This is a genomic window from Streptomyces sp. BE20, assembly GCF_036322525.1.
In the GTDB taxonomy this organism is placed as follows: domain Bacteria; phylum Actinomycetota; class Actinomycetes; order Streptomycetales; family Streptomycetaceae; genus Kitasatospora.
The window spans coordinates 1-21198 of record NZ_JAQYWW010000742.1; the positions used below are offsets into that span (position 1 = coordinate 1).

Sequence of the window (21198 nt, forward strand, 5' to 3'; positions counted from 1 at the left end):
GTAGGTGCCGGGTGTGGTGGTGCCCGCCGTGGTGATGTTGAGCGTGGCGGGGGATCCGGCGGTGACGCTGCCGGGGGTGGCGGTGGCGTTGACGCCGGCCGGGGCACCGGAGACGGTGAGGCTGACGCTCTGCGCCGAACCGGTGGTGACGGCGGTGGTGATGTTCGCGCTGGTCGACGAACCGGCCACCACCGAACCCGAGTCGGGGCTCACGCCGACCGAGAAGTCGTTCGTCGGCTGGGTGTTGCTGGTGAACGCCTTGAAGATCTTGGTGAAGTCCCAGGTGTTCTGGCTGATCCCGGAGCAGTTGTCACGGGCGGTGGCGCCCGGGCAGCTGCCGTTGTCGCGCTGCAGCGCCCAGAACGACAGGGTGTTGATGCCCTTCGAGACCGCCCAGTTGTAGACGGTGGTCGCGTTGGCGAGCGTGAAGGTCTCGGCCGGACCGAAGTCGTCGACGCCGATCATCTCGGTGACGCCGATGGAGCCCCACAGCTGGGCGGGCGTCTTGGTCGGGTACAGCCGGGCCAGCTGGTTGTAGAGGCCGGTCGCCGCGGTCTGGGTGTCGGCGGCCATGTCGTGCTGGGCGTTGTCGTAGTAGTCGAAGGTCATCAGGTTGACGACGTCGATCCGGGCGTTGTTGGTGACCGCGTTCCGCAGCACCGCGAGGCCGCTGGCGGCCAGGCCGGTCGGCGTGGTCGGCAGGGTGTAGGAGAACTGGATCTGCCGGCCGTTGGCGGCGGCCCAGTCCTGCACCACCTTGATCGCCTTGTTGCGGCGGTCGATGCCCGCGGTGTTGTCCAGCGAGTCGACCTCGATGTCGAGGTCGATCCGGCTGATCTCGTACGTGGTGATCAGCTTCTGGTACGCGGCGGCGATCTGGTTGACGTCGGTGCAGCTGTCGGCCAGTTCGGTGCCGGTGGTGTCGGCGGTGTAGCCGCCGAAGGACGGGATGACGTCGCCGCCGTTGGCGCGGATGGTGGCGATGTCGGCGCCGAACGAGGACTGGGCGACCGGCAGCGAGGTGTCGCCGTTCCAGTACGGCGTGCACGAGCCCTTGGTCGCGGTCTGCAGGAACGCCATCGTCAGGTGCTTGGCACCGGACTGGGCGGCCAGGGCGGCCGGGCTCTCGCCGGTCCAGGCCTCGAAGTAGGGGGCGAACACCCGGGTGGGCAGCGGGGTGGCGGCGGCCGAGGCGGAGACCGACGAGGTGGTCGCTGCCGTGGGGGCCGCTCCCGCGGTGGTCGCCCCGGCGGCGACGATTCCGGCCGAGGCGGCCAGGGTGACACAGGCCGTCAGGGCGGCCTGAATCGTTCTGTGTAGACGCATTGGTTCTCCAACAGACTTGGTGGGGCCGGACGTTGGTGAAGTGTGCGGAGTTTCGCGGCGGAACGGTCGAACGGTGGGGGCCGTGGGACGGGGCGCTGTGGAGCGGGAGATGCGAACCGTGCGGCGGGGGCGGCGGAGCGGGCATGCGCACCCCGTGGACACGCGGCACGGACGGCCGGCGGTGCGCGAACGCGCGGACGCCGCAGCGGGTCTGGGGGTGGAGCATGGCAGGGCATGGCAGTGCCTCAGCCGCCGGTGGTCACACCCCCACAGTGCATCCCGGTCGGATCGACATGCTTATGGTTGGACTAGACCACTCGTCTGTCAAGACTCCTAACAGTTCGTCGGCGAAGCATGTGCGCCCACCTCGTGGCCGAGATCCGGCCTGCCGGCGGGCCGGGGCCGGCGGTGGGCCGGGTGGTTCGTGCCGCCGTCCGCCGGTGTGGTCACGGCTACGGCCGGCGCGGCGGTGGGCGGCGGCGCCGGGTGCGGTTCACGGCCGGCGCTCTGCGGTCCCGTCCGCCGTCCGGGCGCGCCGGCGCCGGACACGCAGGTGGTGGCGCAGGCCGCCCGCTGACGGCGGGCGTGCGGGCGCCGGGCATGCGGGTGCCGTGGCCGCGCGCTGGTCGACGCGCGCGGCCACGGCGGCCCGGCGCTCAGGACACCGGGCCGTCCAGGGTCTGCCGGACCGGCTCAGGCCGGCGGGCAGAGGGTGGAGCGCAGTGCGTCGAGGATCTTCTCCGCCTTCTCGGCGCCGAAACCCTGAGGACGGTCGGGTGTGGTGAACCGCTGGTCGGCGAGCTCGACCAGCTTGGCCCTGTCCTTGGGGAACTGGTACATCGACTGGCACTGGGCGCGAGCCCTGTCGACGGCCTGCTCCGGCTTGCCGCCCACGATCGCCGGGTCGATCGCGTCCAGCGCGGCGACCAGTTGGGCGGAGACGTCGGCGGCCGGCTTGCTCGGCAGGCCCGCGTCCGTGGGCGGGGCCGGCTTGGGCGGTGCGGAGGCCGGGGCCCCCGGGGAGTCGGCGGCGCCGGGGGAACTCGGGGCGGGAGCGGCGGTCGCGCCCGGCGCGGTGGCGCCCGGAGCGTCAGGGGTGGCCGCCGGGGTGGGCGGGGCGCCGGTCGCGGGCCCGGTCGGGGCTCCGGTCGTGCTCCCGCCGGTGGCCGCGTCGGTGGCGGGGGCCGGGGCGGACGCGGTCGGTGTGCCGCCGGTGGACGTGGCGGGGGTGCCGGATGCGGAGGCGCCGGCCGCGGTGGTGCCGGACTCCGAGCCGGAGCAGGCGGCGAGGCTCACTGCGGCGAATGCCGTGAGGGTGGCGGCGAGGAGACGAGTGCGCATGCCGTCACACTGTCATGTCCGCGCCGCTCAGGGGAAGATCTGCCGAACCGGAGATCCAGGTCACCGGCCCGGTCGGGCGGTGGCGCCGGAGGTGTTCGCCCCGGGCTGGGGGTGTTCGCCCGGGAGGTGTCCGTGCAAGGGTGATCCGCCCGCGCGCGGGGCCGTCCTCCCGACCGGCCCCGCGCGACGCGGTGTCAGCCGAGCCCGTTGCTCTTCAGCCAGTCCTTGGCCACCGCCGACGGGTCCTCCTTGTCGATCGCGACCTTCTTCATCAGCGCCAGCAGGCCGGCCGTGTCCAGCTTGGCCGACACCGCGTTGAGCGCGGCCGACGACGTCGCGTCCACCTTCGCCTTGTTGACCAGCGGGGTGACGTTCTGCGCACCGAACAGGTTCTTCGGGTCGGTGAGCGCGACGAGCTTCAGCTGGGCGATCTTCGGGTCGGTGGAGAAGACGTTGCCGACCTGGATCGACCCGTCCTTCACGGCGTTGGCGGTGGTCTCGCCGGTGGGCTTCCACTCCTTGAAGGTCAGCCCGTAGACGTCCTTGAGCGGCTGCTCCTGGCGCGACTTGAACTCCGGCGGGCCGCCGATGGTGAACTCGCCCGCCTTTCCGGCCAGGTCGGCGATGCTCTTGAGGCCGTACTTGTCGGCGCTCTCCTGGCTGACGCTCAGGGTGTCCTTGTCCTCGGCGGGGGAGGAGTCGAGGATCGCCAGCGAGGCCGGCAGTGTCTTCGCCAGCTCGGCGTTGACCGCGTCCTTGGTGGGCTCGGCCGTCTTGCCGCCGAGGTAGGCGAGCAGGGCGCCGTTGTACTCGGGCAGGACGGTCAGGCTGCCGTTCTGCAGCTGCCCGTAGAGCACCTCGCGGCTGCCGATGTTGAACTTCTCCTCGACCTTGACGCCCTTGGCCTTGAGCGCCTGCGAGTAGATCGAGCCGAGCAGCACGTTCTCGGGGAAGTTGGCCGAGCCGACCACCACCGTGCCGCCGGACCCCGCGCCCGTCGCGGCGGAGCCGCCGGCCGTCGAGGGTGCGGCGGCCAGCGGGTCGCCGCCGGAGGAGCCGCAGGCGGTGGCGGTGAGGGCGAGTGCGGCCAGGGCGGCGAGGGCGGCGGCCCGGTGGCCGGTTGCTCTGCGCGGCACGGATGTCGACATGGTGATACGGGTCCTTTCGGGATGTACGTGTCGGGTGTCAGGTGCGTCGGGAGTCTGAGGACGTGGGGGCTCCGGCCGCCCCGGGAGGCCCGGGGCGGCCGGAACGCGGAGCCGTCGCGGCGCGCCCCGGGCGGCACGGACCGCCCGGAGGGCCCGGTCCTCCCGGGTGCTCCGGTGGCCGTCCGGCGTCACGACGGCTGCCGCGACGCGGCCCGCTGCTGTGCGCGCAGGCCGGGAGGCAGCGCGTACCGGGCGAGCAGGGCGAAGAACAACTGGGCGGCGACGGCGAGCAGCACGACCAGCAGCGCGCCGCCGATCGTCATCGCGAAGTCCCGGGTGGCCAGGCCGTCGATGACGTACCGGCCGAGCCCGCCGAGCCCGACGTAGGCGGCCACCGTCGCGGTCGCGATGACCTGGACGGTCGCCGTCCGGAAGCCGGCCAGCAGGGTGGGGAGGGAGGACGGCAGGCAGACCTGCCACAGCACCTGCGGGTGCGTCAGCCCGACGCCCCGCGCCGCGTCCCGGACGTCCGGGTCGGTGCCGCGCACCCCCTCGACCGCCGCGACCAGCAGCGGCGGCGCGGCCAGCGCGACGAGCGGGAACAGGACGGCGGTGTCGCCGACCCCCGCCAGCAGCACCGCCAGCGTCACCAGCCCGAGCGTCGGCAGGGCGCGGGCGGCGCCGGCCATCGCGGTGACCACGGTGACGCCCCGTCCGGTGTAGCCGATCAGCAGTCCGAGCGGGACGGCCAGCACCGCGGCGTACAGCAGCGCCTCGCCGGAGAGCAGCAGGTGTTCGGCGATCCGGTGGACGATCGCGTTCGGACCGCTCCGGCGGTCCGGGGCGGAGAAGAAGTCCCCCAGCCAGCTGAGCCAGTTCACCGGCCCGCCCCCTTCTCCCGGACGGCCCAGGGCGCGAGCACGCGGCGGGCGCCGACGAGCACGAGGTCCACGGCCAGGGCGAGTGCGGCGATCAGTACGATGCCGGCCACGATCGGCGTCGGGAAGGTGCGCTGGAACCCGTCGATGAAGAGGTAGCCGAGCCCGCCGCGGCCGACCAGGGCGCCGACCGAGGCGAGCGAGATGCTGGAGACCGCGGCGACCCGCAGGCCGGCCACCAGGTACGGCACGGAGGCGGGCAGCTCGACGGCGGCCAGCCGGTGCCACGGCCCGTAGCCCATGGCGGTGGCCGCCTGCCGGACCGCGTCCGGGACGGCGCGCAGGCCGTCCACGGTGGTCGGCAGCAGGACGGCGACCGCGTAGAAGGTGAGCGGGATCATCACGGTGGCCTGGGTGGCCAGCCCGGTGTAGGGGATGAGCACCACGAAGACGGCCAGCGAGGGCAGGGCGTAGACGATGTTGAAGACCGCGGCGAGCGGCTGGTACAGGCGGGGGAAGCGGGTGCAGGCGAGGCCGAGCGGGATCGCCAGCAGCAGGCCGATCAGCACCGGGAGCAGCGCGATGACGGCGTGGTCGGCCAGCAGGTCGCCGAGGTAGCCGAGATGGTCGCCGATCCAGTACCAGCGGATGATCGGTTCATCGTCCACCGCCGGCTCCGTCCGCGTCGCTTCCGGTTCCGGCGCCGGCCTCGCCCGCTCGTGCCTCGCCTGCTCCGGTTCCGGTGCCGCCGGCGCGCGTGGCCACGTCCGGCCCGCCGGGCCCGGCGGAGCGTCCGACCGTCACCGTCGGAGCCCCGGCGAGCGCGGCCAGGACGGCCTCCCGGTCCGCCGTGCCGGTGGCCCGGCCGTCGGAGTCCAGTGCGACCGCGACCCCGGAGGGGGACAGCACGGCGGCGTCCAGTGCGCCGCGCAGGGTGTCGGCCTCGGGGTGGAACCCGGGCGCCGGGTGCAGGACGGCGGAGGCCGCGTCCCGGTCGATCCAGCCGATCGGCCGACGCTCGTCGTCCAGCGCCAGCTCCCAGCCGCCGTACCTCGGCCCGTCGTGGACCGGGTGCACGGCGACGGTGCGTGCGGAGCGCAGGCCGAGCCCGCGCAGGCCCCGGTCACGGCCGAGGAACGCGGCGACGTCCTCGTCGGCGGGCGCGGTGAGCAGCGTGTGCGGGTCGGCGAGCTGGGCGATCCGGCCCTGCTCGCGCAGCACCACGACCTGGTCGCCGAGCCGGACGGCCTCCTCGATGTCGTGGGTGACGAACAGGACGGTCTTGTGGAGCTCGGACTGGAGCCGCAGCAGTTCCTCCTGGAGCCCGGCCCGCACCACCGGGTCGACGGCGCTGAACGGTTCGTCCATCAGCAGGACCGGCGGGTCGGCGGCCAGCGCCCGGGCGACGCCGACCCGCTGCTGCTGGCCGCCGGAGAGCTGGAACGGGTACCGCTTGGCGGTCTCGGGCGCGAGCCCGACCAGGTCGAGCAGCTCGGCCGCCCTGGCGCGGGCCTTCTTCCGGTCCCAGCCGAGCAGGTAGGGGACGGTCGCGATGTTGTCGATCACCCGCCGGTGCGGGAACAGCCCGGCCTGCTGGATCACGTACCCGATGCCGCGCCGCAGTTTGGCCGGGTCCAGGCGGGCGACGTCGTCCCCGTCCAGCAGGACCCGCCCCGAGGTCGGCTCGACCATGCGGTTGACCATGCGCAGCAGGGTCGTCTTGCCGCAGCCGGACGGGCCGACCAGCACGGTCGTGCGCCCGGTGGGGACGTCGAGGTCGAGGCCCTCGACGGCGATGGTGCCGTCGGGGTGGCGCTTGCCCGCGCCGTCGAATCTGATCACGGGGAGTTTCCTCGTCTCGGCGGCCCCCGGTGGCGGCGCCGATGGTGGTGTAGGTCGGTCGATAGGCGGTGGGAGAGTGACGGACGGTCGGGTCGGTGGCGTTCTGTCGACAAACTGCGGCGTGTGACGTCGTCGTCTGCCCGGGCGTTCCTCCGCCCGCGTGGCTGCCCAGTATCGAACCGGCTGAAACTCCGATCAGCCTATGACCTCATGAACCTCCTGTCCCTGATTTCCCGGCCGCCGCAGGACGGCGGACGATCCAGCGGCATCGAGGCCGGCGGATCGGCGGCGTCCTGCGGCGCCGGTTTCACGGTCCTGGCGCGGGATCAGCCGCCCTGACGCGTCGGCAGTCCGGCGGCGGCCCACCCGACGAAACCGCCGTCGAGGTCGGTCGCCCGGTGCAGACCCAGCTCGCGCAGCGAGGCGGCCGCCAGGCTCGACGCGTACCCCTCCGAGCAGACCACGACCACCGCCACGTCGTGTCCCGCGGCTTCCGGGATCCGGTGACTGCCCGTCGGGTCGAGCCGCCACTCCAGCACGTTCCGCTCGATGATCAGCGAGCCCGGGATCTCCCCCTCGGCCGCCCGCTGCGCCGCCGGCCGGATGTCCACCAGCAGGGCGCCGTCCAGCTGGGCCCGGTAGGCCTCCTCGGCCCCCGGCCGGTGGACCCCCTCACGGGCGCGCGCCACCAGGTCGTCGATCGTGGTCACCACTGTTCGGGTCCTTCCTCGGAGGTGCGGACCAGGCCGCCGGCCCGCAGTTCGTAGTGCGCCATGGAGCTGAGCGGCGGCGAGTACGCGTGCAGCGTGACCGCCGGTCCGGACGCGGTGTTGCGGACGTCGTGCACGTACTCGGGCCCGAACGCGCGGGTGGTTCCGGACTGGATCCGGCGGATCAGCAGGCCCTGCTCCGGGCCGCCGAGCGACAGCTCCTCCAGCTCGCCCAGCGCCACGGTGAACGCGCCGCGCGAGCCGCCGTGGTCGTGGAACCCGGTGGACTGGCCGGGCAGCCAGCTGATCAGCCAGACCTCGTGGTCGTCGTCGGCGACCAGCCGCCGGTACCAGCGCTCCTCGGTGGAGAGCCGGACGTGGTGGATCCACTGGTCGGGCTGCTCGGCCAGCTCGCGGACGACGGCCCGCAGCGCGCTCGGGGTGAGCGGTACCCGGCCCTCCTCGGTGACGACGGTGCCGGACCCGGTCGGGGCCGCGGCGCCGGTCGCTCTCCCGGTCGCGCTGCCGCCGGGAGCGTCGGCGCCGTCGGTGGAGGTGCCGGTGACGGGGGCGCCGGCAGCGGACGTGCCGGGAACGGGGGCGCCGGGGGCGGACGCGGCCGGGGAGGCGGTGGCAGGGGACGCCGCAGCCGAGGTGGCGGCGGTGGATGCGACGGATACGGCGGAGGCGAGCGTGTCGGTGGCGAGGTCCAGGCTCATGTGGGTGTCCTCGGGGAAGGCGGGCGCTGGGTGGTGCCGTGCGGCGGCGGTACGGCCGTGCCCGGGTGCGGTGCGCCGGGCCGACGGGGCGGCCGGAGGCGGGTCACACGGGGAGGCGCGTCAGGAGAGCGGGTGCGCGGCGCGGGTCCTGGGGAGTGTCACAGGGAGGGGCCGGCGGGGAAGGACAGGGTCAACAGGCACAGATGGAACTCGCCTGGCGTCGGAGATCGACGTGCAGGCGGCAGACCAGAGTGGTGCCGGAGTCCATGCGCCGGATCCTTCCCGACGGAACGGGCACGAGTCAAGCGAGCACCCTCATGGTCGCGGGCCGCGCGCCCGATCGGGCGGGGCGGGCGGACCGGTCGCCGGACCGCCCGCCACCTCGGCGTCCGGCGCCGGAGCGGGCCCGGGCAGAGGAACCGACGCGGCCCCCGGCGGGGGTGCCGGTCCGGTGCCGGGGGCGGCCCCGGAAGCGGTATCGGCGGCGGTCCCGGCCGGGGTCCCGGTCCCGGTTCCGGAGCCCGAACCGGCCCGGGTCCCGGACGTGGCTCTCGGCCCGGTGCCGGACAGGGCCGCCTTCACCGCGGGTTCGGCCTGCTCGCCGACGTACCGGCCGAGGGTCTGGTAGGCGTCGAACTGCCGGTGGTCGAACCACTGGTCGCTGGTGCTGTCGTTCGGGAAGGACGCGTCGGTCATCGCGTACGCGTGCAACTCGTACGGCATGCCGGCGGTGAGGGCGGCCTGGGCGACGATCAGCGTGCCCCGCCGGGCGGCCGACGGATCGGCGCCGTCCGCGGAGCAGCCGCCGTCCAGGTCGAGCGGCCACGGGTACTCGATGTCACCGACGACCACCGCCCGGGCGGAGAGCCGGTCGGCCAGCCGCGCCGCCAGACCGCGCAGCGGCGGGTGCCCGGCCCCGTCGGAGGAGGGGCTCCCGTGCGGGCCGCCCCCGGCGGCGCCCGCGGTCCCGGCGCTGCCCGGGATCAGCAGGTCCGGTTCGCGGAGGGTGATGGTGATGCCCAGCTCCTCGCGGGCCAGGGTGATCGCCGCCGCCAGGGTGGCGGCGAAGGTCGAGTCGCCGCTGGCGTCGATGCAGACCGCCGTCCGCACGCCGTGCCGCAGGAGTTCGACGAGTCCGAGGTTCTCGTAGTGGCCGCCGTCGGTGGTGAGCAGGAACCGCGCGTCCATCGGGTACCGGCCGCAGACCTCGCGCAGCTGGTAGGGGAGCCGGCGGACGGCGGGCTGCGGCGCGTACCGCCAGTCCCGGTCGGCGGCCCAGAGCGGGGCGAGCGCCGCCGGGTTGGGCAGCCAGGTCCCGAGCCGCGCGTTGGTGATCGCGAACAGCCCCTGGTAGCCGCGCGACTGACGGCCCATGGCGGACGAGAACGCCGCGCCGGAGACGGCCATCGCGGACTGCACCGTGAGGTCCCGGCCGATATGCCGCCGGGTGCGTCGCTCCAGCAGATCGGTGCGGGCGTACCCGACGTCCGGTCCGCCCACGTAGTCGGACGAGAAGGTGAACGAGACCGCCCGGCGGCCGGGCGGCGTGCGCGCGTTGCCGGAGAGGTTGGCCGCCGCGGCGAAGATCACCTGCGGGAAGTCGGGGTGCCGGGCGCCGTAGTGGCTGAGGCGGGTCTGCTCGCGGAAGAAGTGGTACGGCCGGGCGAGCACCTCCCCGCCGTCACGGTCACCGGCACCGGCACCGGCACCGTCGCCGTCCTGGCCACCGGCACCGTCCTGGCCGCCGTCACCGCGCTCGACCGAGCGGCGGACGGCGAACGCGGCGGCGAGGCGCCGACGGTAGAAGGGGTGCAGGCCCATCCAGGTCTGGTCGAGGTTGAGGCCGACGGTGCCGAGGACCAGGGGCAGCAGGAGCTGCGCGGCCGGCGGCCAGGCGTGCCCGGTGGCCACCGCCCAGCCGAGCGCCAGCAGCGCGCCCGCGGTGAGCGCGGCCAGCGCCGACCAGAGCACCAGGTACTCGGCGATCCGCCCGGTGAGGCTGCCGCCGATCCGCCGGGTGCCGCGGACCAGCCCGCCGAGCACCGCCGCCCCTTGTCCGATGGCGTGCCGGCCGTGCCAGAGGATCCCGAGCAGCAGGGCCAGGTAGCTGAGCAGCACGGTGGCGCTTATGCCGGCGCCGGTCTGCCGTGCGCCGACGGCGAGCGCCTGTTGCAGCCGGACCGCGCCCCAGGCCAGCCCGGGCACGGCCAGGACGCCGAGCGTGACCAGGGCCGCCACGGCGAGTGCGGCCTGCGAGAACCGGCGCAGGACGCGCGGCAGGAGGGTGTCCCAGCCGAGCCAGGAGAAGGTCAGCAGCCAGAGCAGCCAGCCCAGGGCGGCCGCCGTCAGCAGCCCGACCAGGGTGAGCAGGGCGGGGGCGCGGAGGGCGAGCGGGCCGAGCCCGGGCCCGCCGACGCCGCCCCCGGTGACCGGGCCTTGGGTGTGCAGGCCGACGGCGGCCAGGTCGTTCAGGTCGGTGAGCGGTACGAGGTGGTAGAAGCGGCTCAGCCCCAGGCCGATCACCAGGACGGAGGCGAGCAGCAGGGCGAGCGCCGCGACGAGGCCGCGCAGCAGCGTGCCGAGGGCGACCAGCCACTCGCCCGCGCCGTCCGCCAGGTACTTGGCGTGGCGTCGGAGGTGGTCCTCCTCGGGGGATCCGGGCTCCAGCACGGTGTCGGCGGTCAGACCGGAGACGGCCCGGACGGGGCAGGCCGGAGCGGAGTCGCTGAGCGCCAGCTGCATGGCGCCGACCGTGTAGCCGCCGCCGGAGACGGAGACCAGGTAGCGGGCCTGCTTCAGCCACGGGCGCAGGGACTGGAGCGCCCCGAGGGTGACGCAGGCCGAGCGGATGCCGCCGCCGGAGACGCAGAAACCGAGCGGGGCGTGCTCGCGGCCGGGCGGGACCCGGGCGGCGTTGCGCCAGCGGGCCTGTCGGGTGAGCGGCCCGGGGGTCCGCGGTCCGGGTGGCCACCGTCCGCCCCGCGCCGTCGCCACCGGCCACGGGGGAATCAGCTCCGGTCCGCGGTCCGGTTCGGCGTCGGGTCCGCCGTCGGGTCCGCGATCCGGTCCGCCGTCCGGTTCGTCGCCGTGGACGGCGCTCGGCCCGGCCTCCGGTGTGCCGCTCGTCCCGCCGTTCGGACCGCCGTTCGGACCGTGGGTCGTCCCACCGTCCGGCCCGCCGTTCGGACCGCCGGCCGTCTCCTCCGCAGGCCGCCGCAGCACCCCGCGCGCGGCCCGGTGGACGGTGGCGGAGCAGACCACCGTGCCGACCACCCCCGCGGGCAGGAGCAGCAGCCACTTCACGGTGGCGAACGCGGCCGCCGCCAGGAAGGGTGTGTCACCGCCCGCCGGTCCGGGACCGCCCCCGCCCAGCCCGGCGTCGAGCAGGAGGTCCTCGGCGAGGTCACAGGCACCCGCCAGCACGCCCGCGAGGCCGGCGACGAGCGCGACCAGCCGCCAGTGCGGCCGCGTGAACACGTATCCGCCGAGCATCCCGGCGGCCGTCAGCGTCACCGAGTAGCCGCAGACCAGCCAGAGGTCCGCGTCCAGGGACGCGCGGAAGTCGGCGGCCCGGTCGGCGACCACGGCCGCGGCGGCGGCGCGGGAGCCGGCCAGCTGGAGGCGGACGTCCCGGGCGCCCTGGCCGTCCGCCGTCCACCGGGCGAAGAGCAGCCACCCGAGGGCGGCCGGTACCGGGACGCCGAGCCCGAGCAGGACTCCGGCCCACGCCGGTACCGGGCGTCGGCGCGCCGGGTGCGGGCGTGCCGGGTACGAGCGGGCGGGGTGTGCGCGGGCGGGGTGCGCGGGGCCTCCGCTCTCCTCGGGTACAGCCGTCACGTCCACCTCCCCCTGCACACGCGTGAACGACCGAACGCCGGGGCCGGGGACCGGCGATGGCTCACCGTCGGCGACCGCCCGGCGACGGACCGGAGCAGCATCATCAACCCTCTTGCCCGGACCCGCACCACCTCGCACACGATTCACCCGAATGAGTAAGGCGAGCACGGTCGGGGTAGATGACCGTTTCATCCCATCTACGAGACCCCGCGTGTCCGGGTAACAGGATCGCCCCGGGCGCGTTACGTCCGACGTATTGTCAGGCGACCGAGGCCGGGCCTACGGTCGACGCACCAACTTTCTACGCACGTAGACACCGTGCGCGGTCGTGCCGGAACGCGCCGGCGCACGGAGCCGTGCGCGGCGCTCCACGTGGCCCGTAGTGCGGTGCCGTCCGCGGTGCCGCAGGCAGAACCGCCCCGTCAACCCTCAGACCGCAGGCCCGACCCCCGGACGGACCGCGGAGTTGCGGAGGTACCCATGTCGCAGATCGTCCGTGCCGCCCTCGTCCAGACCCGGTGGACCGGCGACCAGGAGAGCATGATCGCCCTCCACGAGCGGTACGCCCGCGAGGCCGCCGCGCAGGGCGCGAAGATCCTCGGCTTCCAGGAGGTCTTCAACGCCCCGTACTTCTGCCAGGTCCAGGAACCCGAGCACTACCGCTGGGCCGAGCCCGTGCCCGACGGACCCACCGTCCGCCGGATGGCCGAACTCGCCCGGGAACTCGGCCTCGTCCTCGTCGTCCCCGTCTACGAGGAGGAGCAGCCCGGCGTCTACTACAACACCGCCGCGGTGATCGACGCCGACGGCAGCTACCTCGGCAAGTACCGCAAGCACCACATCCCGCAGGTCAAGGGCTTCTGGGAGAAGTACTACTTCAAGCCCGGCAACGTCGGCTGGCCCGTCTTCGACACCGCCGTCGGCAAGGTCGGCGTCTACATCTGCTACGACCGCCACTTCCCCGAGGGCTGGCGGGCCCTGGGACTCGCCGGCGCGCAGATCGTCTACAACCCCTCCGCCACCAGCCGCGGCCTCTCCGCGTACCTCTGGCAGCTCGAACAGCCCGCCGCCGCCGTGGCCAACGAGTACTTCGTCGCCGCCATCAACCGCGTCGGCACCGAGGAGTACGGCGACAACGACTTCTACGGGACCTCCTACTTCGTCGACCCGCGCGGCCGGTTCGTCGGCGAGGTCGCCTCCGACAAGGAGGAGGAGCTCGTCGTCCGCGACCTCGACATGGGCCTCATCGAGGAGGTCCGGCAGCAGTGGGCGTTCTACCGCGACCGCCGCCCCGACGCGTACGGGCCGCTGGCCGAGGCGTGAGGGGGACGACCACACCATGACCACCCGCACCGTCATCCGCGGCGGCCTCGTCATCACCGCCACCGAGGAACTCCGCGCCGACGTCCTCATCGAGGGCGAGCGCATCGTCGCCCTCGCCACCACCGGCAGCGAGGCCGCCCTCGCCTGGACCGCCGACACCCTGATCGACGCCGCCGGCCACTACGTGATCCCGGGCGGCGTCGACGCCCACACCCACATGGAACTGCCGTTCGGCGGGACCCACGCCTCCGACACCTTCGAGACCGGCACCCGCGCGGCCGCCTGGGGCGGCACCACGACCATCGTCGACTTCGCCGTCCAGCCCGTCGGCGGCAGCCTCCGCGAAGGTCTCGACGCCTGGCACGCCAAGGCCGACGGCACGTGCGCCGTCGACTACGCCTTCCACACCATCGTCTCCGACGTCAACGACGCGGTCCTCAAGGAGATGGACGCCCTCGTCGACTCCGGCGAGTCCACCTCCTTCAAGCTGTTCATGGCCTACCCCGGCGTCTTCTACAGCGACGACGGCCGCATCCTGCGCGCCATGCAGCGCGGCGCCGCCAACGGCGGGCTGATCATGATGCACGCCGAGAACGGCATCGCCATCGACGTCCTCGTCGAACAGGCCCTCGCCGCCGGCCGCACCGCCCCCCGGTACCACGGCGAGGTCCGCCGCGAACTCCTGGAGGCCGAGGCCACCCACCGCGCCATCAAGCTCGCCCAGGTCGCCGGCAGCCCCCTCTACGTCGTCCACGTCTCCGCGGCCTCCGCCCTCGCCGAACTCGCCCGGGCCCGCGACGAGGGCCTCCCCGTCTTCGGCGAGACCTGCCCCCAGTACCTCTTCCTCTCCACGGACAACCTCGCCGAGGAGGGCGCCGACGGCTTCGAGGGGGCCAAGTACGTGTGCAGCACGCCGCTGCGCCCCCGGGAGCACCAGGAGGCGCTCTGGCGCGGCCTGCGGACCAACGACCTCCAGGTGGTCTCCACCGACCACTGCCCGTTCTGCTACACCGGGCAGAAGGAGCTCGGCCGCGGCGACTTCTCGAAGATCCCCAACGGTCTGCCCGGCGTGGAGAACCGCATGGACCTGCTCCACCAGGCCGTGGTCGACGGGCGACTGAGTCGCCGCCGCTGGATCGAGATCGCCTGCACCACGCCCGCCCGGATGTTCGGCCTGCACCCGCGCAAGGGCACCATCGCCCCCGGTGCCGACGCCGACGTGGTCGTCTACGACCCCAACGCCGTCCAGATTGTCTCCGCCGCGAGCCACCACATGAACGTCGACTACTCGGCGTACGAGGGGCGCACGCTCACCGGCCGCGCCCGCACCGTCCTCTCCCGGGGCACGGTCGTCCTCGACCACGGCACCTGGCTCGGGCGGGCCGGCCACGGCACCTTCCTGCGCCGGGACACCTGCCGGTACCTGGACTGAGCCCCGCCCGTCCGGGCCCACCTCCCCGGCCTCCGGCCGTCCTTGCCCCTCCGCCCGCCCGGGTCACGGCCCGGGCGGGTTCCCGTTCCCCCTCCTCCCGACCTCCGGAGCCCGCCATGGACATCGGCCTCGTGCTGCAGACCGACCCGCCCGCCAGCCTGCTCGTCGACCGCATGGTCCGCGCCGAGCGGGCCGGCTTCAGTCACGGATGGACGTTCGACTCCTGCGTCCTGTGGCAGGAGCCCTTCGTCATCTACAGCCGCATCCTCGCCGAGACCAGCACGCTCACCGTCGGCTCGATGGTCACCAACCCCTCCACCCGGACCTGGGAGGTCACCGCCTCCCTCTTCGCCACCCTCAACGACATGTACGGCAACCGCACGGTCTGCGGCATCGGGCGCGGCGACTCCGCGATGCGGGTCGCCGGCCGGCATCCCGCCACCCTCGCCCGGCTGTCCGAGGCCATGCACGTCATCAAGGAACTGGCCGAGGGCCGGACCGCCGAGGTCGACGGCACGGAGATGCACCTGCCGTGGGTCGGCGAAGGCGCCGCCCTGCCGGTCTGGATGGGCGCCTACGGGCCCAAGGCCCTCGCCCTGACGGGACGCCAGGCCGACGGCTTCATCCTCCAACTCGCCGACCCCTACCTCACCGAGTACATGGTCAAGGCCGTCCGCCGGGCCGCCACCGAGGCGGGCCGCGACCCCGACGCGGTGACTGTCTGCGTCGCCGCGCCCGCCTACGTCACCGCCGACGACTCGCCGGCCGCCCTCGCCCACGCCCGCGAACAGTGCCGCTGGTTCGGCGGCATGGTCGGCAACCACGTCGCCGACCTCGTCACCCACTACGGCGAGCACTCCGACCTCGTCCCCGAAGCCCTCACCGCCTACATCAAGGACCGGCAGGGCTACGACTACAGCCACCACGGCCGCGCCGGGAACCCCGACACCGCCTTCGTCCCCGACGAGATCGTCGACCGGTTCTGTCTCATCGGCCCGCCCGACGCCCACCTCGCCCGCCTCGAACAGCTCCGCTCCCTCGGCGTCGACCAGTTCGCCATCTACGCCATGCACGACGCCGTCGAGTCCACCATCGACGCCTACGGGACCGACCTCATCCCGCGCCTGCCGTAACCCGGCCGCCGGCGCCACCACCCCCCGGAACCCACTTCGCAGGCGCGCGGGGAGGGCGCCTACCGCGCCAACGGGCCGCCCGCAGCACCAGCCGTCTCCCGCCAGTCGACCACGGATCGGGAAGACCGGACGGAGCACCACAGGCCGGCGGGCGAGCGGCCGCGGGCCGGTGGCCCACTACGCCCGACTACGGCACGAGGAGGATGGAGTTGATCGGCGTGAAGTCGATCGAGGGGTAGTCACCCGTGGTGCGGTACGTGATCGAGCAGTCCGTGCCGTTGTAGCCCCGGCAGAGCTCGAAGCCCGCGCCGCCGGTCTGGCTGTTGGCGAGTATGTGGTACCCGGTGACGTTGTCGAGGTTGTGGGCGCCGTAGCTGTAGAAGATGTTCTTGCTCAGGATGTCTCCGCCGAACTCGCGGATACAGACCGCCCCGCTCGGGCACGTCGTCGCCGCCACGGCGCCGGGGGCCGCGGCGATCCCCGTTCCCACGGCGAGCGACAGGGCGGTCATGGCCATCGCGATCTTGCGCATGCTTCTTCCTCATCTCTTCTCGGACGGTTCCGGTGCGCCTTGGCGCCGTTCGCGCCGTCCCCGGAATGCCGGACCGGTGGTCGGACCGGCCATAGGGCCAACTGTCGGCGTCCGCGGTGGGGCGGTGACCGGTCGGTACGGCAGCCGTACGGACACGTACAGCCTGTCGATTGGCATGAACATTTGCAAGGAAGGGTAAGGAGGATGGCCGGTACACCACTCCCCATGGCCGACCGGACAGGCGGGCGATCTCCCGCACATGGCCCACGGTGCCCAGGGCGGCACGGCGCCGGCAGGCGGTGAAGGCGACACCCCCGCAGGCGCGGGGAGCAGAACTCCTGGACCGTCACCTGCGGCGACAGGTCGGGAACAGCCCCGCAGGCGCGGGGAGCAGGGGCGTCGCGGATCGGGTGGCGGGCGGCCACGGGGAACAGCCCCGCAGGCGCGGGGAGCAGAGAGCCTCAGTCAGGTCGGAGACCCGGTAGCCGGGAACAGCCCCGCAGGCGCGGGGAGCAGCCAACCCGAAGGAGAACACCGTGCCCGAATGGGGGAACAGCCCCGCAGGCGCGGGGAGCAGTGGGAACTCCTCCAGGACCCCGGCGACGATCCGGGAACAGCCCCGCAGGCGCGGGGAGCAGGCGTCGGCCAACTCCCCGGGGATCAGGAGGCTGGGAACAGCCCCGCAGGCGCGGGGAGCAGGGAGGCCAAGACCGCGGAGGAGAAGGAGCAACTGGGAACAGCCCCGCAGGCGCGGGGAGCAGGCGCCGTCCGACGAGGTGGTGGAGGAGGAGCTGGGAACAGCCCCGCAGGCGCGGGGAGCAGACCAAGGTATCCGACCTGGCTGACACCTTCGAGGGAACAGCCCCGCAGGCGCGGGGAGCAGGTTCTCCAGGTTCAGCACGAGGTCGTTCCACAAGGAACAGCCCCGCAGGCGCGGGGAGCAGCCGCGAGTGCGCGCTCAGCAGGCTGCGTCGCAGGGAACAGCCCCGCAGGCGCGGGGAGCAGTCGAACACACCGGCCAGGTTGCGGACCTGCACGGGAACAGCCCCGCAGGCGCGGGGAGCAGGATGACGACGCCGGCGGCGGGAGGGTGCTGACGGGAACAGCCCCGCAGGCGCGGGGAGCAGGCCGAGGCCGACCTCCGCGAGGCACGCGAGCAGGGAACAGCCCCGCAGGCGCGGGGAGCAGCGAAAGTGGGATTCAGACGTCCTCGGTCGTCAGGGAACAGCCCCGCAGGCGCGGGGAGCAGCCCTCACCCCTGAAGCTGTAGTGGTGGGTGGCGGGAACAGCCCCGCAGGCGCGGGGAGCAGACCTGCCTGGAGCGCGTCGGCGCCGACCGGCCGGGAACAGCCCCGCAGGCGCGGGGAGCAGCTTAGGGGGACCTAATTGCAAATCAACCGGGGGGGAACAGCCCCGCAGGCGCGGGGAGCAGAGCGTCGCCGTCCGGCTGTAGTGCATCCAGACGGGAACAGCCCCGCAGGCGCGGGGAGCAGCTGGTGAGGTGGGCCTTGTAGCTGAGCGCCTCGGGAACAGCCCCGCAGGCGCGGGGAGCAGTCGGACGGTGCCGCCGGCCCGTCTGATCTTGAGGGAACAGCCCCGCAGGCGCGGGGAGCAGAGCTCAGGGACCAGGAGCCGCATCTGTGACTTGGGAACAGCCCCGCAGGCGCGGGGAGCAGCTTCCGCAACGAGCGCGGGATCTGCGGCGCCGAGGAACAGCCCCGCAGGCGCGGGGAGCAGACGGTGCCGCCCGCCCTCGGCTCCACCGTCCGGGGAACAGCCCCGCAGGCGCGGGGAGCAGCACCGACGAGCAGCTGTTCACCGCCGACGACGAGGGAACAGCCCCGCAGGCGCGGGGAGCAGTCGTCGATCTGCTCGGACCGCTTCCCGTCCGGGGGAACAGCCCCGCAGGCGCGGGGAGCAGGCCCGGGCGTTGGCCGCCCAGTCCCGCTTGATGGGAACAGCCCCGCAGGCGCGGGGAGCAGTAGCCGAGCGGGGGCGCGGTCGTTCACTGGCCGGGAACAGCCCCGCAGGCGCGGGGAGCAGGAGTTCGGGCCGGTCGCGAGCAACGTCGCCACGGGAACAGCCCCGCAGGCGCGGGGAGCAGACGCCGCACAGACCGTCCGCGACAGCCTGATCGGGAACAGCCCCGCAGGCGCGGGGAGCAGAACCAAAACACCAGGTCGCCGGGCTGCACTTGGGGAACAGCCCCGCAGGCGCGGGGAGCAGTCAGCTCCCTGCAGCGTTGAGCTTGGCGATCAGGGAACAGCCCCGCAGGCGCGGGGAGCAGCCCGGATCAGCTGGCGAACTGGGCGGCGAGCTTGGGAACAGCCCCGCAGGCGCGGGGAGCAGCACCTCGGCCCGGCCGCGTCCCGGGTGGGGGCGGGAACAGCCCCGCAGGCGCGGGGAGCAGGCGGCGTCGGGGCCGCCGGGGTGGCGGTTGGTGGGAACAGCCCCGCAGGCGCGGGGAGCAGAGTTGGTGAGCTGGGGGGTTGTCAGGGGGTGAGGGCGATCTGAGCAACTTGCTGGGTATCGGGCAATTCGTGTGTTCCGGTTGATTTGGTGTGCTGACGGTAATTCCGGGCCGGCAGGCTATCCGGTGCGGGAATGGGCGGCGATGAAGTGGTGTCGCCATCCACGAAGAAGGCGGGTTGCGAGGGCATCCTCCCGGTTCTCCTGTCGGGCTCCTTGGTGGATCCTCATACCGCCTACGCCGCTTCTTCAGTCGTGGCACGTCCTGGACCTTCCACCGTCGCCCGTTTCCGTGGTGGGTGGCCTTCTCGCTGTTGGAGCTAACGGGCCCCGAAGCGGCGCCGTTTGGCGGCCTTGCTCCACCCTGCGCCCTCGTTCCCGCCCGCCGTCCGAGCGGAGGCGCCGGGCGGGCCGGTGCGTGTGGTTCCGGTTGCGGAGGTCGGTGGACGGGCCTCAGGGCGAGGCTGTGGGCGGTCCGAGGGGCGGTGGATCAGCGTCAGCCCCTCATGGTCGATCGGATGCCACCGGTGCTCGTGCGTCTCGAACGCGAAGCCCTGCTCGGTGTCCGTGCTGTAGGTGAGCAGCGCCCGGCCGCGGCCACGGTACGTCCGGACCTCCTCCCAGAGCACCTCCCGGACCCGCGTCGACGGGGCGCCGACGAACACACCCGGCGAGATCTCCGTGAGCCACCTGGTGAGCAGCCCGCGCAGGCCGACGGGACAGTCGGCGAGCACCAGAGTGATCACCAGATCGCCTCCGTACCGTAGTTGCGGCCGCTCGCCACCGTGCCGTTCCGGTCGGTGTGCAACCCGACCTCGTCCGCTTCCCCGTTCAGCGCCGACGTGTCCGGCTCCGACCGGCGGTAGGCAGAGAGCAGGCCCTGGATGTCGGAGACCGTCCGGTCGAGCAGTCCCGCCGCGCGAATTCGCTCGCGCAGCGCCCGACGGGTCCGCCCGGCCACATCGTCCGGTCCCTCGGCTGCCGCGTCGAATGCGGCCGGGATGCCGAACTCCACCTTGTAGAGGTCCGCCACGTCCATGACGAACGACCGCTCGTGACCGGAATGCACGAATCCCAGGGCCGGGGAGCAGCCCAGCGCCACGACCACCGAGTGTGCGATCCCGTAGAGGCACTGCGCGGCAGCGGTCACCGCCTGGTTCGGTGCGTCGCCAGCCGCGAAGTCACCAGGGTCGTACGTCCGCCGGACCCAGCGGACGCCGGTCCGGGCCGCCTCTCTGCGATAGGTGCCCTTCACCCGGTCGCCCTCGCGGCCGAGCAGTTCCCGTCGGGTCAGCCCGCTCGGGTCCTCGTCGGGGAAGCGCAGGCGGTACATCTGCCGAGCCACGTCCAGTCGGTGGCGCAGGTTGGCCCACGCGATGGCCTGGGCCTCCGCCAGTCCTGCCGACCGGGTCAGAGCCCGACCGCCCGCGTAGTACCGAACCCCTTGCTCGCCCACCCAGACCACACCCGCGCCCGACTCGCCCAGCACGCTCATCGCCTGGTGAGTGACCCGGGTGCCGGGTCCGAGCAGGAGGACCCCGATGGTGGCGGACGGGATGTGGCGCACACCCCCGTCATCGGTGGCCGTGATCGCGTTGTCCTCGCGGCTGATCACGCACCGTTCCAGGTACAGGAAGGAGACGCGGTCGCCGACCCGGGTCAGCTCGCGCGGCGTGGACGTCGGCCTGGCGGCAGGAGTCGCGCCCATCCCGATCAGCCCCGTACCGGTGCGAGCGTCATCAGCCCACAGCCGTAGGCCTTCGCCTTGCCCAGTCCCGCTGTGAGGGTACGGCGCAGCGCGTCCGGGTCGGTGACGCGCAGCCGGCCGTCGAAGGTCGCGGTCGTCAGGGTGACTTTGTGCCGGCCGCCGTTCGTCCGGTCGTTCTTGCCGAAGGAGAGGCCCTGGCGGCGGTGGACGACGAGTTCCCGTTCGTCCCCTTCCGCCAGTAGCCGGTGCTCTGGCGGCTTCTCGGCGACGGTGAAGCCCGCCCTCTCCTGTTGCTTCAGCAGCCAGGCCGCCTGGTGGTGGTGGGTTTGGTGTGCGGTGCGTTTGATCGGCTCGTCGGGGGTGCGGCGGATGCTGTGCACCGGGTTGGCGGTCAGTCGGAAGGCCCAGGTCGAACCGGCGGTGAGGCCGGCGAGGAAGGCACCGTAGTCGTATGTCTGCCAGCCGCCGGTGGTCGGCCAGCCGGCCTGTTCGACCAGGTGGGTGAGGTCGGGACGCTGCGGGCTGACCAGGTAGAGCAGCACCTCGGTACGGGAGTTGTGATCGATGCGCCAGAGCACCCGGGGGGAGGTCTCGGCGAGTGTGGCGGCCGTCGACGCGACGGGTACGGCCGTGGCTATGGTCGTCGGCGCGATCGTCGGGCCGTCGGTCGGCAGGGGAGCGGGAGTCGCATCGTGGTCGGCGAACGAGGCCATGACGGCGCCGTGCAGTAGCTGCGGCGACGAGAGCAGTCGGCGCGCCCCGGCGCGGGCGGTGTTGACGCGAAAGCGGGTGAGGAACAT

The 21198-nt window shown here is 73.5% G+C and carries 17 protein-coding genes and 1 CRISPR repeat array; of the genes, 3 read left to right on the top strand and 14 right to left on the bottom strand.

Annotation, left to right across the window (positions count from 1 at the left end):
• The 10 genes from PUR61_RS16070 to PUR61_RS16110 form a co-directional block, all read right to left on the bottom strand.
• Positions 1-1326 (bottom strand): chitinase (locus PUR61_RS16070; RefSeq protein ID WP_329879525.1); only part of this gene is annotated, 1326 nt, incomplete at its 3' end.
• A 693-nt stretch (positions 1327-2019) separates the two neighbouring features.
• Positions 2020-2667, bottom strand: a complete 648-nt coding sequence (locus tag PUR61_RS16075) for a hypothetical protein (RefSeq protein WP_329879526.1) — start codon at positions 2665-2667, stop codon at positions 2020-2022.
• Between the two features lie 194 nt (positions 2668-2861).
• Entirely contained in the window at positions 2862-3815 is a 954-nt protein-coding gene (locus PUR61_RS16080; RefSeq protein ID WP_329879527.1) for an ABC transporter substrate-binding protein, read from the bottom strand.
• 188 nt (positions 3816-4003) lie between these two features.
• On the bottom strand, positions 4004-4696 hold the full coding sequence (locus PUR61_RS16085) for an ABC transporter permease (RefSeq protein WP_329879528.1): 693 nt from the start codon (positions 4694-4696) through the stop codon (positions 4004-4006).
• On the bottom strand, positions 4693-5361 hold the full coding sequence (locus PUR61_RS16090) for an ABC transporter permease (protein ID WP_329879529.1): 669 nt from the start codon (positions 5359-5361) through the stop codon (positions 4693-4695). The genes PUR61_RS16085 and PUR61_RS16090 overlap by 4 nt, the downstream gene beginning before the upstream one ends.
• On the bottom strand, positions 5351-6535 hold the full coding sequence (locus PUR61_RS16095; RefSeq protein ID WP_329879530.1) for an ABC transporter ATP-binding protein: 1185 nt from the start codon (positions 6533-6535) through the stop codon (positions 5351-5353). Before PUR61_RS16095 ends, PUR61_RS16090 begins: the two co-directional genes overlap by 11 nt.
• A 326-nt stretch (positions 6536-6861) precedes the next feature.
• Positions 6862-7248, bottom strand: a complete 387-nt coding sequence (locus PUR61_RS16100; protein ID WP_329879531.1) for a rhodanese-like domain-containing protein — start codon at positions 7246-7248, stop codon at positions 6862-6864.
• Complete coding sequence (locus PUR61_RS16105; protein ID WP_329879532.1) at positions 7242-7964, bottom strand: cysteine dioxygenase; 723 nt, start codon at positions 7962-7964, stop codon at positions 7242-7244. The genes PUR61_RS16100 and PUR61_RS16105 overlap by 7 nt, the downstream gene beginning before the upstream one ends.
• A gap of 190 nt (positions 7965-8154) precedes the next feature.
• Positions 8155-8232, bottom strand: a complete 78-nt coding sequence (locus tag PUR61_RS45340; protein ID WP_101948289.1) for a putative leader peptide — start codon at positions 8230-8232, stop codon at positions 8155-8157.
• A gap of 47 nt (positions 8233-8279) precedes the next feature.
• Complete coding sequence (locus PUR61_RS16110; protein ID WP_329879533.1) at positions 8280-11801, bottom strand: hypothetical protein; 3522 nt, start codon at positions 11799-11801, stop codon at positions 8280-8282.
• A gap of 480 nt (positions 11802-12281) precedes the next feature.
• On the opposite strand from PUR61_RS16110, the gene PUR61_RS16115 reads away from it, so the two are divergent.
• From PUR61_RS16115 to PUR61_RS16125, 3 genes are all read left to right on the top strand, one after another.
• Positions 12282-13124, top strand: coding sequence for a nitrilase-related carbon-nitrogen hydrolase (locus PUR61_RS16115; protein ID WP_329879534.1), 843 nt, complete (start codon positions 12282-12284; stop codon positions 13122-13124).
• Positions 13125-13140: 16 nt separating this feature from the next.
• A complete protein-coding gene (gene hydA, locus PUR61_RS16120) occupies positions 13141-14556 on the top strand; it encodes a dihydropyrimidinase (RefSeq protein WP_329879535.1) in 1416 nt (471 codons plus the stop codon).
• Between the two features lie 116 nt (positions 14557-14672).
• Complete coding sequence (locus tag PUR61_RS16125) at positions 14673-15689, top strand: TIGR03842 family LLM class F420-dependent oxidoreductase (protein ID WP_329879536.1); 1017 nt, start codon at positions 14673-14675, stop codon at positions 15687-15689.
• A gap of 187 nt (positions 15690-15876) precedes the next feature.
• On the opposite strand, the gene PUR61_RS16130 is transcribed toward PUR61_RS16125, so the two are convergent.
• From PUR61_RS16130 to cas6e, 4 genes are all read right to left on the bottom strand, one after another.
• Positions 15877-16221 carry a hypothetical protein gene (locus PUR61_RS16130; protein ID WP_329879537.1) on the bottom strand — a complete coding sequence of 115 codons (345 nt, stop codon included), beginning with the start codon at positions 16219-16221 and terminating at the stop codon, positions 15877-15879.
• 304 nt (positions 16222-16525) lie between these two features.
• A CRISPR array of direct repeats spans positions 16526-18692; the repeat unit is 29 nt; unit sequence GGGAACAGCCCCGCAGGCGCGGGGAGCAG.
• Between the two features lie 318 nt (positions 18693-19010).
• On the bottom strand, positions 19011-19436 hold the full coding sequence (cas2e, locus tag PUR61_RS16135) for a type I-E CRISPR-associated endoribonuclease Cas2e (protein ID WP_329879538.1): 426 nt from the start codon (positions 19434-19436) through the stop codon (positions 19011-19013).
• Entirely contained in the window at positions 19433-20398 is a 966-nt protein-coding gene (cas1e, locus tag PUR61_RS16140; protein WP_329879539.1) for a type I-E CRISPR-associated endonuclease Cas1e, read from the bottom strand. Before cas1e ends, cas2e begins: the two co-directional genes overlap by 4 nt.
• 5 nt (positions 20399-20403) lie before the next feature.
• The gene (gene cas6e / locus PUR61_RS16145; protein WP_329879540.1) at positions 20404-21198 is read right to left on the bottom strand and encodes a type I-E CRISPR-associated protein Cas6/Cse3/CasE; all 795 of its coding nucleotides are present in this window, start codon (positions 21196-21198) and stop codon (positions 20404-20406) included.